14 protein-coding genes are annotated in these 15,138 nt (G+C 52.2%); 8 read left to right on the top strand and 6 right to left on the bottom strand.

The genetic code is table 11. The features are described 5' to 3' along the window. Positions 1-9: 9 nt before the first annotated feature. From atpA to PsWM33_RS22065, 3 genes are all read right to left on the bottom strand, one after another. The gene (gene atpA / locus PsWM33_RS22055) at positions 10-1,539 is read right to left on the bottom strand and encodes a F0F1 ATP synthase subunit alpha (RefSeq protein WP_063294239.1); all 1,530 of its coding nucleotides are present in this window, start codon (positions 1,537-1,539) and stop codon (positions 10-12) included. After that, complete coding sequence (locus PsWM33_RS22060; protein WP_082596855.1) at positions 1,539-2,099, bottom strand: F0F1 ATP synthase subunit delta; 561 nt, start codon at positions 2,097-2,099, stop codon at positions 1,539-1,541. The genes atpA and PsWM33_RS22060 overlap by 1 nt, the downstream gene beginning before the upstream one ends. A gap of 214 nt (positions 2,100-2,313) precedes the next feature. Continuing rightward, entirely contained in the window at positions 2,314-4,491 is a 2,178-nt protein-coding gene (locus tag PsWM33_RS22065) for a primosomal protein N' (protein ID WP_063301715.1), read from the bottom strand. Positions 4,492-4,728: 237 nt separating this feature from the next. On the opposite strand from PsWM33_RS22065, the gene fsa reads away from it, so the two are divergent. Beyond that, positions 4,729-5,382 (top strand): fructose-6-phosphate aldolase, encoded by a 654-nt coding sequence (gene fsa / locus PsWM33_RS22070; protein ID WP_057462970.1) that lies wholly within the window; start codon positions 4,729-4,731, stop codon positions 5,380-5,382. A 118-nt stretch (positions 5,383-5,500) separates the two neighbouring features. Continuing rightward, positions 5,501-5,989, top strand: a complete 489-nt coding sequence (locus PsWM33_RS22075; protein WP_063301652.1) for a DUF523 domain-containing protein — start codon at positions 5,501-5,503, stop codon at positions 5,987-5,989. A 51-nt stretch (positions 5,990-6,040) separates the two neighbouring features. On the opposite strand, the gene PsWM33_RS22080 is transcribed toward PsWM33_RS22075, so the two are convergent. Next, positions 6,041-6,595: a transglutaminase domain-containing protein gene (locus PsWM33_RS22080; RefSeq protein ID WP_063301653.1), complete on the bottom strand. Its 555-nt coding sequence runs from the start codon at positions 6,593-6,595 to the stop codon at positions 6,041-6,043. A gap of 288 nt (positions 6,596-6,883) precedes the next feature. On the opposite strand from PsWM33_RS22080, the gene PsWM33_RS22085 reads away from it, so the two are divergent. From PsWM33_RS22085 to PsWM33_RS22110, 6 genes are all read left to right on the top strand, one after another. Next, positions 6,884-7,618 carry an endonuclease gene (locus PsWM33_RS22085; protein WP_063301716.1) on the top strand — a complete coding sequence of 245 codons (735 nt, stop codon included), beginning with the start codon at positions 6,884-6,886 and terminating at the stop codon, positions 7,616-7,618. Between the two features lie 90 nt (positions 7,619-7,708). Then, entirely contained in the window at positions 7,709-8,794 is a 1,086-nt protein-coding gene (locus PsWM33_RS22090; RefSeq protein ID WP_063301654.1) for a phospholipase D-like domain-containing protein, read from the top strand. An 81-nt stretch (positions 8,795-8,875) separates the two neighbouring features. Next, complete coding sequence (locus PsWM33_RS22095; protein WP_057462974.1) at positions 8,876-9,835, top strand: tyrosine recombinase XerC; 960 nt, start codon at positions 8,876-8,878, stop codon at positions 9,833-9,835. 234 nt (positions 9,836-10,069) lie between these two features. Further along, positions 10,070-10,882, top strand: a complete 813-nt coding sequence (gene thiM, locus PsWM33_RS22100; RefSeq protein WP_063301655.1) for a hydroxyethylthiazole kinase — start codon at positions 10,070-10,072, stop codon at positions 10,880-10,882. Continuing rightward, complete coding sequence (thiE, locus tag PsWM33_RS22105; protein WP_063301656.1) at positions 10,866-11,507, top strand: thiamine phosphate synthase; 642 nt, start codon at positions 10,866-10,868, stop codon at positions 11,505-11,507. Before thiM ends, thiE begins: the two co-directional genes overlap by 17 nt. A 79-nt stretch (positions 11,508-11,586) precedes the next feature. After that, positions 11,587-12,018, top strand: a complete 432-nt coding sequence (locus PsWM33_RS22110; RefSeq protein ID WP_063301657.1) for a hypothetical protein — start codon at positions 11,587-11,589, stop codon at positions 12,016-12,018. Between the two features lie 57 nt (positions 12,019-12,075). Here the strand turns inward: PsWM33_RS22110 and lpdA are convergent, their stop codons facing one another. Together lpdA and odhB are read right to left on the bottom strand one after the other, a co-directional pair. Continuing rightward, positions 12,076-13,479, bottom strand: coding sequence for a dihydrolipoyl dehydrogenase (gene lpdA, locus PsWM33_RS22115; protein WP_063301658.1), 1,404 nt, complete (start codon positions 13,477-13,479; stop codon positions 12,076-12,078). Between the two features lie 101 nt (positions 13,480-13,580). After that, positions 13,581-15,089, bottom strand: coding sequence for a 2-oxoglutarate dehydrogenase complex dihydrolipoyllysine-residue succinyltransferase (gene odhB / locus PsWM33_RS22120; protein ID WP_063301659.1), 1,509 nt, complete (start codon positions 15,087-15,089; stop codon positions 13,581-13,583). Positions 15,090-15,138: the final 49 nt, after the last annotated feature.

Consider the following 15,138-nt stretch of genomic DNA (forward strand, 5'->3'; position numbering starts at 1 on the left):
TGCTTCGAATTAACCGAGGGTCTTGACGTAAGCTTCCACTGCAGCTTTCAGCTTGTCTGTCAAATCGGCGTCGAGTGCCTTCTTCTCCCAGATAGCGGAGAGAAGGTCTGCATGTTCTGCACGCAGGAAGCGCAGCAGGCCAGCTTCAAAGTCGCGAACCTCGCCAACCGGACGATCGTCCAGGTAGCCGTTCACACCAGCGAAGATCACTGCAACCTGTTCTTCCGTTTTAAGCGGAGAGAACTGCGGCTGTTTCAGCAATTCGGTCAGGCGTGCACCACGGTTCAGAAGCTTCTGAGTGGTTGCATCCAGATCAGAACCAAACTGCGCGAACGCAGCCATTTCACGGTACTGAGCCAGCTCACCCTTAACCGGGCCAGCAACCTGCTTCATCGCTTTAATCTGAGCGGAAGAGCCCACACGAGAAACTGACAGACCAACGTTAACCGCTGGACGAATGCCCTGGAAGAACAGATCGGTTTCAAGGAAGATCTGACCGTCGGTGATGGAGATCACGTTGGTCGGAATAAACGCAGAAACGTCACCACCCTGAGTTTCGATCACTGGCAGCGCAGTCAGAGAACCGAGGCCGTGATCTTCGTTCAGCTTCGCAGAACGCTCGAGCAGACGGGAGTGCAGGTAGAACACGTCACCTGGGTACGCTTCACGTCCTGGTGGACGACGGAGCAACAGGGACATCTGGCGATACGCAACAGCCTGCTTGGAAAGGTCATCATAACCGATCACAGCGTGCATGGAGTTGTCGCGGAAGTACTCACCCATTGTGGTGCCTGCGAACGGTGCCAGATACTGCAATGGAGCAGGATCAGACGCTGTTGCAGCAACAACGATGGAGTATTCCAGAGCACCAGCGTCTTCCAGAGCTTTCACGAACTGAGCAACAGTTGAACGCTTCTGGCCAACCGCAACATAGATGCAGTACAGCTTTTCGTGTTCGTCGTCAGATGCGTGCAAAGGCTTCTGGTTGAGGAAGGTGTCGAGGATGATAGCGGTTTTACCGGTCTGACGGTCACCAATCACCAACTCGCGCTGACCACGTCCGATTGGAATCAAAGCATCAATCGCTTTAAGACCTGTAGACATTGGCTCGTGAACGGACTTACGAGGCAGAATGCCTGGTGCCTTCACGTCAACGCGGCGACGTTCAGTAGATTCGATCGGACCTTTGCCGTCGATTGGGTTACCGAGTGGATCGACAACGCGACCCAACAGACCCTTACCTACTGGAACTTCCACAATAGCGCCGGTACGTTTTACCGTGTCGCCTTCTTTAATGTCACGGTCGCTACCGAAGATAACAACACCGACATTATCAGTTTCAAGGTTCAATGCCATTCCCCGGATACCACCTGGGAATTCAACCATTTCACCCGCCTGGACGTTGTCCAGGCCGTAAACGCGGGCAATGCCGTCGCCTACGGAAAGTACTTGACCAACTTCAGTCACTTCAGCTTCTTGGCCGAAGTTCTTGATCTGGTCCTTGAGGATAGCGGAAATTTCCGCAGCCCGAATATCCATCAACCGACCTCTTTCATCGCGAACTTAAGAGAGTTGAGCTTGGTTCGCAGTGACGTATCAATCATCCGGCTGCCGATCTTCACGATCAGACCACCAAGAATGGATGAGTCCACCTTCACTACAATCTTCACATTCTTGCCCGTAGAAGCGTTGAGTGCTTCTTTAAGAGCAGCGACATGCTCAGCGTTCAATTCCGTTGCAGAGGTTACTAGAGCAGTAACTTCTCCACGTTTTGCAGCAAGCTGCTCACGGAAACCCTGAATCATGCCTGGAATGGCAAAGAGGCGCCTGTTTTGGGCAACCAACTTCACAAAATTTGCGGTCAGACCGGAAATTCCGGCCTTTTCCAAAATAGCAGAGATCGCCTTTAATTGAGCGTCTGCACTAAAAACGGGGCTCTTGATAAGACGATCAAGATCAGCACTCTCGTTCAAGAGTGCCTCAAACTGGTCGAGACCCTTCTCCACCTCTGCCGTCGCACCCTGCTCCTCAGCAAGGTCCAACAGCGCAGAAGCATAACGCAAGGCCACGCCCGAAATGAGAGATACGTTGTCAGTCACTGGATCCGTGCTCTCCCGCGCATACAAGATTCTGGCGGCTGGCTCGCCGGAAATCCAAATCCTTGATAAGTCGCGTCTAATTCAATTTGAATGGCACAATCTGAGATAACCGTGCCGATAAAGCCGCGCTTCGCATAGCACACGCTTGAACACCTTGCAACATGGCGTAGGTATTCCAACGCATACATTGAGGTATCAAACTTTCTGCGCAGCACTACATGAAACTTTGGGGGTCAACATCAACCTGCACTCTGATACCGCCAGTTGGCTTGGGAGCGGCAGACAACCAGTTTCTCAGAAAGCCTTGTAAATCAACACTCCGGGGTGCGATTGCGAGCAAACGGAACCGATATCTGCCCCTCACCAGCGCCATTGCAGCCTCTGCCGGACCGAGGATTTGAACGCCTTCCGAACTAGGACTATTTACTGCAAGAGTTTTGGAAAATTTTTCGGTGAGAGTTCTATCCGCTCCAGAGATAATCAATGCTGCGAGTCTCCCGAATGGAGGCAGGCCGGCGTTTTCTCGCGACTCGATTTCCGCAGCGTAAAATTCCTCGGGATTTCCGGAGAGAAGTGCCTTTATAACAGGCTGGTCAGGGTTGTAAGTTTGCAGCAATCCCCTGCCTTTTCCGTGTATGCGGCCAGCACGTCCCGTCACCTGAGCCAGAAGCTGGAAAGTGCGCTCTGCTGCCCTAGGATCGCCATTTGCCAGGCCTAAATCAGCATCAACCACCCCTACAAGGGTCATTAATGGAAAGTTATGCCCTTTGGCGACCAATTGCGTGCCGATGACAATGTCAACTTCGCCCGTTTCAACGAGCTTCATTTCGCGATTTATGCGCTCTGTTCCGCCCGGTAAATCCGAAGAGAGAACAAGGACGCGTGCCTCGGGAAATAACGCTGAGACATCTTCAGCAATTCGTTCCACGCCAGGACCACACGCAACCAGCGTATCGGGCTTGCTGCATTCGGGGCATTTATCCGGCATAGGCTGTGAATAGCCGCAGTGGTGGCACACTAATTTGCCCTTAAAGCGGTGCTCTACAAGCCAAGCTGAGCAGTTTTCACAATGGAACCGATGGCCGCAGGTTCTGCACAGGGTCAGTGGTGCATAACCCCTACGGTTCAAAAAGAGCAGAACCTGATTACCGTTGGTCAGTGTTTCCTGAATCTCATTGACCAGTGCAGGTGCCAGCCATTTGCCTCGCTCAGGCCCGTCGCAGCGCATATCAATGCCTTTGATTGTCGGCATTTCCGCACCGGAAGCACGCACTGGAAGCACGATTTTCGTGTATCGGCCCAGCTTTGCATTTACCTGACTTTCCACAGATGGTGTTGCACTGGCAAGCACGACAGGGAAACCAGAGATATGCCCCCGAACAACGGCCATATCCCTAGCGTTGTAGGGAACACGATCATCTTGCTTGTAGGCTGTATCATGCTCTTCATCCACGACCAGCAAACCTAGCCTGTGAAAAGGAAGGAAAAGTGCTGACCGCGCACCAACAACGACCTTCACTTCGCCATTTGCGACTCCCCGCCACGTTCTTGCGCGTCGTTTTGGAGGTACTTGCGAGTGCCATTCGGCTGGTCTGACCCCAAATCGCTGTTCAAACCGCTCCAAAAACTGGTTGGTGAGCGCTATTTCAGGGATGAGAACCAGAGCCTGTTCATTATTTTTGAGAGCCTCAGCGACGGCTTCAAAATAAACTTCGGTCTTTCCTGAGCCTGTCACCCCATCGATAAGGAAGGCTTTGAAGCCTTTTCCTATGGACTCGCACAACTGATTCGCGGCACCTTCCTGAAGATCTGTCAGCTTTCGGCCCGGGAGAGTTGGATCAGGATCAGGCAGTGGCGGGGTTGCTGGCAGCATTGCTTCTTCCAGCACGCCTTGCTTTTTAAGGCCGTCGATGACCGAGGAGCTGACACCAGCGGCTCCCGCCAAGCCGGGGCGAGTCCATGCCATGCCATTTTCGACGAGTTCCATGACTTTTGAACGTGCAGGTGTCATGCGGTCCGGCTGCATGCCATCAATGTAGCGCACACCAGAGAGCAGCGTTTCTGGTTCTAAAGCCTCTTCAGAACGCAGCACCATGCGCAAAACCATGCCGGGAGCGCCCAGCGTCCATGCGGCAACCCAGTCTATGTATTTCCTAAGATCTTCAGCGATTGGGGGCGTATCGTAGACATGCAGGATGCTTTTCAGCCTTTTGGGATTAACCTTTGTGTCCGGTTCTCCATCCCAAACGGCACCGATCACCTCACGCGGGCCAAGAGGCACACGCACGATGGAACCGGGGCGTACGTCCATGTCAGCGGGTACTTTATAGGAATAAGCACCTGCGACAGCGACAGGAACCAGCACAGGTACAATAACCTCTGGTTCACACATCTGGCCGTTGCCAAAAAACTCAGTTTGCTGACTCACGAAACTCCATTCCTTGTTGAGCACTTGCTGGTTTTGCCGCGCATTCTTATCCTAAAACCGAAATCCAGTTTTCGGGAATACGCTTTAGCGGGTTTTACTCTTGTTGTTTCTATACACTCTGGGCTAAACACATACCGGAATTCCCCCCTAGGCCTCCGGTACCCTACGAGAGGCTACTAAGAAATCAGGAGCCTTTCCGGCATGAAATTCTTCGTTGATACTGCTGACACCAACGACATTAAAGAGCTGGCTGCAACCGGTCTTCTCGATGGTGTTACCACTAACCCATCTCTTATCATGAAATCTGGCCGTCCAATGAAAGAAGTCATCGCAGAGATCTGCGAGCTTGTGGATGGTCCTGTTTCTGCTGAAGTTGTTGCAACTGACGCTGAAGGCATGCTGAAAGAAGCTGAAGAGCTGATCGCAATTGCAGATAACATCTGCATCAAGCTGCCTTTGACATTGGAAGGCCTGAAGGCTTGCCGCGTTCTGGCGAACAAAGGCGTGCAAACCAACGTGACCCTTTGCTTCTCTGCAAACCAGGCTCTTCTGGCTGCAAAAGCTGGCGCGACCTTCATCTCTCCATTCATTGGCCGTCTGGACGACATCAACATTGAAGGCCTGGACCTGATTGCTGAAATCCGCCAGATCTATGATAACTACGGCTTCACCACCGAAATTCTTGCAGCTTCTATCCGTAGCGCAAACCACGTAAAAGACTGCGCGCTCATCGGCGCTGATGTTGCAACTATCCCACCTTCAACACTGAAGGGCCTCGTGAAGCACCCACTGACCGACAAAGGTCTGGAAGCATTCATGAAGGACTGGGCAGCAACCGGTCAGAGCATCGTTTAAGCTCTTTGTTTTTCGCATATCGCGATGATATTAAGCGCGGGCCATCGGGTCCGCGTTTTTTGTTTTATCGTGCAGTCCCAGCCAGCCCAAGCCTATCTAAAATTCAGGTATCCGCAGTATGACCACGAAAATCCTGATAAGTGCGTGCTTGCTTGGTGAGCCAGTCCGCTACAACGGCAGTGGCCTACCGCTTGAAAGCAGTATTCTAACTGGTTGGAAGGAAGCCGGTATTCTGGTGCCCCTTTGCCCGGAAATCGCAGCAGGATTTCCAACACCGCGCCCACCAGCTGAGATTGAAGAGAACCGATTGGGCACAGATGTTCTCAAAGGCCATGGCGAAATTTTTGAAGACAATGGGCGCGACGTCACCAACCAGTTTCGCCTTGGTGCTAGCATCGCCGTCCAGACTGCACTTGAAACAGGGTGTCGCTTCGCATTGCTCACTGATGGCAGCCCATCCTGCGGGAGCACCTTTATCTACAGCGGCAATCACGATGGGCAGACACGTTCGGGGATGGGTGTCGTCGCTGCTGATCTGCGCAGGAACGGCGTTGAAGTATTTGCACAACATCAGATAAAAGATTTGGCCAAGCAGTTGTGCAGCTAAGCATTCAGCAAAGGAACTAAGAGTGCAGTTAACTCACTCTATTTTCACGCCCTACGATGCATATGTTGCAATCCATTCCGTCACAAGCCGGAAGTACTTTGCTCGCAAATCACGCTGGTCTTGAGGCAGGCTAGAGACGAGATCTGCTTTCAGATCAATTATGTTCTCCGTAGCGGGGTATTCACGCTCTGCAACTGATGCAAGCGCAGTGTGATTTGAGCCACTCCAGTCGTGGTTCACTTCAAAACCGAATCTCGCAAGTCCATCATGCCAGGTTGCATCCAGATTGAGCCATGCCCCCTGCTCTAACACCCGCACATAGTGGTGAAAGTCCGGCACGCGTTCACGAGTAGCAATTGTTTTTAGCTCTTCCGGAAAACTTCCATGAACAGGTGTGCTCTCGTTGAAGTACGTGAACATCGTGATGATCTCGGCCTGATATCCAGCTTCACGGAGAAAATCTCTCAGCAGAATGTGTTTCCCCGAGCAAGAACCAACGTTGCTTGTATAAACGGCCTTTGGATCTCGGTTACCAGTTGACCCGTATGGGATGTTGCGCACGTGGTGATAGATCTGCGGAAGAGACCGTAAGCTATTCTCCCGCATAATTTTCTGCAGAAATTCTTTGTATTTCCTCACTTAGCTGTCAATGCTCCCTGTTCAAAATAAGAAACAGCTAGTATTTCCCGAAAAACCTCACAAGCAAAGCCTTAGGCTCTACATTTTCGCTAAGTACTGTTTCCCTCCTCTTCATCACCATCGGCAAGGTTCACACCCATTCATTCGGTCAAAGTGGACCAGCACAAACCAGTATCCACCGCGTCAAACAGTGTTGGCAGGGTATTCTTAACTCTCCCTCGCCAGTTTCTGATGGTGACCTCGAAAGACTCCTTCATGCGTAAACTCATTGTATTTTCTGCTGCCCTTTTGGCTTGCATTTGGACAACTGCAGCCTTTTCTGCACCACCAACCAGCTTTTCTCAGGCCAAGCGCCTGTTGGAGAAGCATATTTATCCGTCAGAAGAGTATCGTGAAACCTTCTATTGTGGTTGCACCTACAATGGAAAAAAGCAGGTGGATGCTGACAGCTGCGGGTACGAACCACGCAAGAATGCAAAACGCGGCAAGCGGATTGAGTGGGAGCACATCGTGCCAGCTTCGCGTTTTGGCAAAACACGCGCTTGTTGGAGTGAAGGTGACCCGGCCTGTACCACCAAGAAGGGCAAATCCTACAAAGGCCGCCGGTGCTGCTCCAAAGTTGATGCAGATTTCAAGCGTATGGAAGCTGATCTCCATAACCTCGTTCCAGCCGTTGGTGAGTTAAACGGAGACCGCTCCAATTATCGTATGGCTGTTATCACCGGCGAGGACCGGACTTATGGCGCTTGTGATTTTGAAATTGACAGCAGCCGGAAAGTTGCCGAGCCGATGGCTGAGACGCGTGGTGATATTGCGCGTATCTATCTGTACATGCAGACCACCTACGGCATGCCACTGACAGAGACTGAGGTGGAGATGTTCAACAAGTGGATGGCAGAGGATCCGGTCTCTGAAGAAGAGCAGCTGCGTGATGCGCGCATCCTGGAGATTCAGGGTAACACCAATCCACTCATCTCAGTTGGTTTCTAGCCAGGCGCTCTTTTCACTTCCTACCGTCATAATTGTGTACCGACACATCATCTACCCTAGGGTAAGGTGTTATGACGGTGGGAGGGTACAATGGCAGTTGAAACTGAGAATCTGAAATTCCTTGTTGGTCCGAAGACAGTCCTCGATCATTTAGAGGATAACCCGCTGGATGATCTTGAGGGCGAGATTATCGGGTTTATTGATGCTGCAGAGCGCTCGCTCGACATAGCAATTCAAGAAATAGACAATAAACGCATAACCAACGCACTTATCAACGCAAAGCGGCGCAGGGTGCGGGTGCGGGTGGTATCCGAGGCGGATTACCTGAGCGTTGATGAGCCAGCAGACGACCCGCACTCAAGCGACCCTCGTGTTGAGAACGAGGTGAACCGACAGCTTCACGCGGCGTTGCTGCGCTCTAAGGTGTGGGTTCGGACTGACTTTAACCCACGGATATTCCATCAGAAATTCATCATTCGCGATGGCAATGCTGTTCTGACCGGCTCCACAAACTTCACTGAGACCGGCACACATCGCAACTTGAACCATCTTCTCATCATCAAGAATGAGAAGGTTGCCGATATCTTTGAACGGGAATTCAGGGAGATTAAACGGGGGCGATTTGGCCGATACAGCGTTGATGAGAACGAATCTGAGAACACGCCGAAAGAAGTGATTGTTGACGACATCCGCGTGAAAGTTTGCTTTGCACCAGACCACGCGCCAGAGATGGAAGTCACCAAACAGATGACAAAAGCTAAGGAACGAGTGGACTTTGCTATCTTCACCTTCTCCAAAAGCTCCGGTATTGATGATGCCATGTTGCTGTTGATGGAGGCAGGACGAAAGGTGCGCGGTGCGCTTGATGCCCGGCAAGGCGGACAGGACTGGGCAGCCACTCAACCTTTAGCGGAAGCTGGTGCTGATTTGCATTTCGTTCGCGGTTCAAGTCGAATTGGTAAGCTGCACCATAAGCTTATGGTGATTGATGATAGCATTATGATTGTCGGTAGCTTCAATTACACAGGCCCGGCGAACCGGTTTAATGACGAGAACATCGTCGTTCTGGGGGATTCTGTGGTGCCAACAGAGAACCAGAAACGGTTTGCGATGGCCGCTCGGCAGGAAATTGACCGGATCATCAGTGATCACGGGCAGCCAGTCGTCATCAACTAAATTTGCTCAAGCATTTCGCAAAGGCGTGTATGTTTATCTTTTGGTAACCATTCAGCCAGATTTGGCGCTTACACTTTGCGAATGGCAAATTCCCTTGATAGCGGCGAAGACTTACTCATCATCTGCAAACCAGATGTTACCGCAGCGATTGAAGACTGGATTGATCATCTGGGCTCTGAACGGCGACTGGCTGAACGGACACTGGAAGCGTATGAACGCGATACCCGTCAGTTCCTGCGCTTCATGACCAGTTATGAAGGTGAACCGGTTGCTCTGCGGCATCTGGAGTCTTTGAAACCAAAGGACTTTCGCGCATTTCTGGCAACCCGCCGGAGGGATGGCGCACAGACGCGAACACTTGCCCGTGGCCTTGCTGGCATCCGTTCCTTCCTCTCGTTTCTGGAGGAGCGCGGTGAGGTGAATGCGGCTGGTGCTGCAGCTGTTCGCACGCCGAGACTTCCCCGCAGCCTGCCCAAGCCTATCCCCGTTGAGGAAGCCAAAGCGATTGTCAGCAGCGATCTCGCTTTCGAGGACACTCCCTGGGTTGAAGCCCGCAACGCAGCGGTGTTCACACTGCTCTATGGTTGCGGTCTTCGTATCTCTGAAGCGCTGTCTCTTACATCGGCCTCCGCGCCGAAGGAGGGGGATAAGTCGCTGAAGATTCGCGGTAAAGGCAACAAAGAACGGCTTGTTCCGGTTCTGCCAGTGGTAATAGAAGCTATTGAGGCCTACAAAAAGCAGTGTCCTTATGATCTGTCGGGCAGCTCACCGCTGTTTCGCGGCGTTCGTGGTGGCCCGCTGAATGCGCGCATGATCCAGCTGGCCATGCAAAAAATCCGCAGTGCTCTTGGTCTACCAGACACCGCTACGCCTCACGCTTTACGCCATTCGTTTGCAACTCATTTGCTCTCTGAAGGCGGGGATTTGAGGAGCATTCAAGAGCTATTGGGGCACGCAAGCCTTTCTACCACACAGATTTATACGGAAGTGAACAGTGCACAGCTGTTGGACGCTTATGACAAGGCACACCCGCGTCGTTGATAGGTTGTCACCGTCCCTCACATCACCTTGATCTCCCTTAGCAGATCCCCTAGGTTCGTCGATGTGAAACGGGGTGCCCAACACGTTTGTTGTGGCTGAGATCATACTCGAAGAACCTGCTCTGGATAATTCCAGCGAAGGGAGCACTCACGCCGTGTTGGGGGATAGATTGTCTGCCAGTTTGCCAAGTCCCTGATACCAGCTCTCTTTCGCACAACAAGACCGAGGATAAAAATGGGTCGTGTCGAAAGCGCTTGCGCAACTCTTTCCGCAATTCGTGACAACAGTCCACTCGTCCATAACATGACGAACATCGTGGTGGCGAACACCACAGCCAACGCCCTGCTGGCCATTGGCGCCTCCCCTGCCATGGTGGACGGCCCGGAAGAAGCCCCTGAACTTGCAAGTGTTGCAGGTGCATTAGTGGTCAACGTTGGCACGGTTACTCCTGCTCAGGCAGAGGCCATGAAGCTGGCAACTGCTGCTGCCCACAAAGCTGATCGCCCTTGGGTGCTGGACCCGGTGGCTGTTGGAGCGCTGACCTTCCGCACCAAGTTGGCTGGTGAATTGCTGGAGAACAAGCCGAGCGTCATTCGTGGCAATGCCTCTGAAATCATGGCACTTGCTGGTCAGGGTGCAGGTGGAAAAGGCGTTGATAGCACGGATAGCTCTCAGGCTGCTCTGGCAGGAGCGAAAGAACTGGCGAAGCAGACGGGCGCTGTTGTTGTTGTCTCTGGTCCGGTCGATTTCATCACTGATGGTGCGCGCACTGCTGAAGTCGCCAACGGGGATAAGATGATGCCTTATGTGACTGGTCTTGGCTGTACGGCAACGGCTTTGACTGGCGCAACACTGGCAGTTTGCGATGACCCATTTGATGCTGCTGTTGATGCAATGGTCTTTCTCGGGGTTGTTGGTGAGATTGCTGCAAAAAATTCAGCAGGACCAGCAAGCTTGCAGCTGGATATCATTAACGGCCTCTATCAACTGAACAGCGATATCCTCAACGCAACAGCACGGGTTGAAATGCATGAAACCGTTGCTTGATCTTTCCGTTTATCTGGTGCTGGGGCCGCAAGACTGCCCCGGTCAGGACCCCGTCGACATAGCAATCGCAGCCGCACAAAACGGCGCAACTATTGTGCAGCTTCGTGACAAGACTGGCAGCACGCGCAAGCAAATTGAGCTGGCAGAGCGGTTGATGCAAGCGTTGAAACCGCTGAATGTGCCGTTGATCATCAATGACCGTGTGGATGTTGCGTTAGCAGTTGATGCGGACGGGGTTCATGTTGGGCAGGATGATATGGATGCCACTAAAACCCGGGAATTGATCGGCTCTGATAAGCTACTTGGCCTATCGGTCAGCACTCAGGATGAACTTGATGCTGCGGATATTTCTGCCTGCGATTACCTTGGCATAGGCGCCTGCTTCCCGACGAACAGTAAGGATGATGCGGCTGAGGTGGGCATGCGGAGCTTTGCAGGTCTGACAGCTCAGTCTCAGTTACCTGTGGTTGGAATTGGCGGAATTTCGCTTGCTAATGCGGATCAGGTGATCAAAGCTGGAGCAGATGGAGTTGCAGTTATTTCAGCAATCTGTGGGGCATCCAGTCCATCCGCAGCTACGCGCGAGCTTCAGGACATCGTCAAAAGCGTAAAAGACCTAGGGTGATAGGATAAAACACGCATTTACTCCTCGCAGAGCCCATTTACATTGATATATGAGAGGACTAGGCGGGGAGCTTTTAGTCATGAAACTTAGACAAACAACATTTATGTGCATGTTCTTCAGCACGTTTGCTTTTCTTGTTTCAGCAGCTCAAGCTCAAACAGCCTGTGAAATCCGCAAATCAGAGATGGCGGAGCTGGGGGATTGGGAAAATCCCAAAGCACGTTTGAAAGAGCTTTCTCGGATTGAAATTGAAGGCCAGTGCCTTGATGGACAACTGGTTGTGCGCGCCCGCGCATTTACCAGCTGCTCCCCTCGCGATTGTAAATGGGGTTGGGCTCCAGGGCAGCTTAGTTTTTCTGGCGTACTCACGTTCCGGTTTGGCGGCTTCTTCAAAGCACAACACATTGAGCTTAGGCCAATGGGGGAGCGTATTCAGGCTTACGTGCGAACAGAAATCCACGATCCAACGGTTCCCAATAAGACACGCAGCTACATCCTTGTTCGCCAATAGCAAAAAAAGCCGCCTCAGTTTCCTGAAGCGGCTTTTTCTTAATCTGAAACTTCCAGATTACATATGGATTGGCTTAGCGAATGTCGCCATAGCAGCTTCTTTCACTGCCTCAGACATTGTTGGATGCGCATGACAGGTGCGCCCCAGATCTTCAGAGGAACCGCCGAATTCCATCAAAACACATGCTTCGTGAATCATTTCGCCAGCCCCAACGCCAACGATATGAACACCGAGCACGCGATCTGTTTCAGCGTCAGCCAGAACTTTCACAAAACCGTCGGTGTGAAGCGTTGCTTTTGCGCGACCGTTTGCGGAGAACGGGAACTTGCCGGATTTGAATTTGATACCAGCAGCTTTCAACTCTTCTTCAGTCTTACCAACGCTGGCAACTTCCGGAGAGGTGTAAACAACACCAGGAATGACGTCATAGTTTACATGACCAGCCTGACCGGAAAGCATTTCGGCAACAGCAACACCTTCGTCTTCCGCTTTGTGCGCAAGCATTGGGCCTGCAATCACATCACCGATAGCAAAGATACCGTCAACATTGGTCTTGTAGTGGTTGTCTGTCTTCACGCGGCCGCGCTCATCCAGTTCAACACCTGCTTCTGCCAGACCAAGACCTTCAGTGTAAGGACGACGGCCGATTGCGACGAGAACCACGTCTGCATCCATAGCTGCTGCGGCGGCTTCACCCGCTGCTGGCTCAACGGTCACTTCCAAAGCACGGCCTTTTTTCTGAACCGCAGTTACCTTGGAGGACAGCTTGAACTTGAGGCCCTGCTTTTTCAGCATACGCAGGAACTGCTTGGAAACGTCTGCATCCATTGGGCCAAGGATCTTGTCCATGAACTCAACAACGGTCACTTCAGCACCAAGACGGGCATAGACGGAACCAAGCTCAAGGCCGATAACGCCAGCGCCGACAACAGTCATGCGGTTAGGCACTTTATCCAGAACCAAAGCGCCGGTTGAGGAGACGATAGTTTTTTCGTCAATCTCGATACCTGGCAGAGGCATCACGTCAGAACCTGTTGCGATCACGATGTTCTTGGTTTCAACGATGGAAGTAGAGCCGTCTTCAGCTTTTACTTCTACGCGACCAGCGCCAAGCACACGGCCAGTACCAGTGTGAACGTCGATCTTGTTCTTTTTGAAGAGGTAATCGATGCCGGTTACATTGCCGTCGATCACTTTGTCTTTGTGCGCCAGCATTGCCTTCCAGTCCACTTTGGGCTTGGAAGTTTTGATGCCCAGGGCTTCAAAGCTGTGGTTTGCTTCCTCAAACATTTCAGAGGCATGCAGCAGAGCTTTGGATGGAATACAACCGATGTTCAGGCAAGTACCACCATGGGTCTTACGCTTCTCAACTACAGCAACTTTCATGCCGAGCTGAGCTGCCTTGATTGCACAAACATAACCGCCTGGGCCGGTACCGATGACGACGAGATCGTAGGACATTTGCAAATCCCTGTAAGTAGGCGGGAGAAGGCTGCAACGAAGAGAAGTGCGCCAATTTCCCTTAAAACAAATGTGCCCGGCCAGTGCCGGGCACGTTTATATCAGAGGTCCAGAATCAGACGCTGTGGATCTTCAAGGCTCTCTTTAACGCGAACCAGGAAGGTCACTGCCTCTTTGCCGTCTACGATACGGTGATCGTAGGACAGAGCCAGATACATCATCGGACGGATTTCCACCTGACCGTTGATCGCAACCGGACGCTCCTGAATTTTGTGCATGCCGAGAATACCGGACTGCGGTGCGTTCAGGATTGGAGAGGACATCAGGGAGCCGTAAACACCGCCATTAGAGACGGTGAAAGTGCCACCCTGCATGTCTGCCATGGAGAGCTTGCCATCACGGCCTTTACGACCGAGGTTGCCGATTTCTTTTTCGATTTCAGCAATAGACATCTGGTCTGCATCACGAACAACAGGAACCACGAGACCCTTCGGAGTGCCAACAGCAACACCGATATGCGCGTAGTTTTTGTAGATGATGTCAGTGCCATCGATCTCAGCGTTTACAGCCGGGATTTCTTTAAGAGCATGGGTAATTGCTTTGGTGAAGAAACCCATGAAGCCAAGCTTTACGCCGTGCTTCTTCTCAAAGATGTCCTTGTACTGCTTGCGCAGGTCCATGATCGGCTTCATGTCCACTTCGTTGTAAGTGGTCAGCATAGCCGCAGTGTTCTGAGCATCTTTCAAGCGGCGCGCAATCGTCTGGCGTAGCTTGGTCATGCGAACACGTTCTTCACGCACTTCGTCAGTCGGAGCTGAAACGACGCGCACTGCAACAGGAGCTGGAGCAGCTGCCGGAGCAGCAGAAACGCCAGCAGCAACAGCTGCGAGAACATCACCTTTAAGAACCTGACCGCGCTTGCCAGAGCCTGCAACCTGATCAGCGGAGAGACCTTTTTCAGCCATCATCTTTGCTGCAGAAGGTGCTGCTGGCATGCTTGTGCCAGAAACCACTGGAGCTGTTGCGGCAGCTGCCGGAGCAGCAGCGGCAACAGCTGCGCCGTCGCCTTTAGCGATTTTGCAGAGCAGGTTACCAGGCTCAACAGTTGCGCCAGTTGCCTGAGCGATTTCAACCACGGTACCAGCAACTGGGCTAGGTACTTCCTGAGCAGCTTTGTCTGTTTCCAGCTCAACGAGGATATCGTCAGCCTTTACAACGTCACCAACTTTAACTGACCATTCGCCAACTTCAGCTTCGGTAACACTTTCACCAGCGTGTGGTACCAGAACTTCAACTGTTTCAGCAGCTGCAGCAGGCGCTGCTTTAGCAGCCGGTGCAGCTTCGGCAGCAGGAGCGGACACAGCACCAGCTGCGCCCTCTGCGATGGAACCAAGAAGGGTGCCAACTTCAACAGTCTCGCCTTCTTTCACATCAATGCTGTCCAGTTTACCGGCTACAGGTGCAGGCACTTCAACAGTTACCTTGTCTGTTTCCAGCTCAACCAGTGGCTCATCTGCATTCACCGCATCGCCCGGTTTTTTGAACCATTGAGCGATTGTTGCCTCGGTTACGGATTCACCCAGAGTGGGTACTCGAATTTCCGTCGCCATTGTCTCTATCTCTTTTCGTTTCAGGGCCCCTAAAAGGCCTGTCGGACTT

Origin of the sequence: Pseudovibrio sp. WM33 (assembly GCF_001623165.1) — a bacterium.
Classification (GTDB): Bacteria; Pseudomonadota; Alphaproteobacteria; order Rhizobiales; family Stappiaceae; genus Pseudovibrio.

Excerpts from the sequence above, each read along its gene's own strand:
- fsa (WP_057462970.1), top strand. The coding sequence starts at position 4,729 with ATGAAATTCTTCGTTGATACTGCTGACACCAACGACATTAAAGAGCTG.
- odhB (WP_063301659.1), bottom strand. The coding sequence starts at position 15,089 with ATGGCGACGGAAATTCGAGTACCCACTCTGGGTGAATCCGTAACCGAG.
- lpdA (WP_063301658.1), bottom strand. The coding sequence starts at position 13,479 with ATGTCCTACGATCTCGTCGTCATCGGTACCGGCCCAGGCGGTTATGTT.
- PsWM33_RS22075 (WP_063301652.1), top strand. The coding sequence starts at position 5,501 with ATGACCACGAAAATCCTGATAAGTGCGTGCTTGCTTGGTGAGCCAGTC.
- PsWM33_RS22110 (WP_063301657.1), top strand. The coding sequence starts at position 11,587 with ATGAAACTTAGACAAACAACATTTATGTGCATGTTCTTCAGCACGTTT.
- atpA (WP_063294239.1), bottom strand. The coding sequence starts at position 1,539 with ATGGATATTCGGGCTGCGGAAATTTCCGCTATCCTCAAGGACCAGATC.
- PsWM33_RS22065 (WP_063301715.1), bottom strand. The coding sequence starts at position 4,491 with ATGTGTGAACCAGAGGTTATTGTACCTGTGCTGGTTCCTGTCGCTGTC.
- thiM (WP_063301655.1), top strand. The coding sequence starts at position 10,070 with ATGGGTCGTGTCGAAAGCGCTTGCGCAACTCTTTCCGCAATTCGTGAC.
- PsWM33_RS22095 (WP_057462974.1), top strand. The coding sequence starts at position 8,876 with ATGGCAAATTCCCTTGATAGCGGCGAAGACTTACTCATCATCTGCAAA.
- PsWM33_RS22080 (WP_063301653.1), bottom strand. The coding sequence starts at position 6,595 with ATGCGGGAGAATAGCTTACGGTCTCTTCCGCAGATCTATCACCACGTG.
- PsWM33_RS22085 (WP_063301716.1), top strand. The coding sequence starts at position 6,884 with ATGCGTAAACTCATTGTATTTTCTGCTGCCCTTTTGGCTTGCATTTGG.
- PsWM33_RS22090 (WP_063301654.1), top strand. The coding sequence starts at position 7,709 with ATGGCAGTTGAAACTGAGAATCTGAAATTCCTTGTTGGTCCGAAGACA.
- thiE (WP_063301656.1), top strand. The coding sequence starts at position 10,866 with ATGAAACCGTTGCTTGATCTTTCCGTTTATCTGGTGCTGGGGCCGCAA.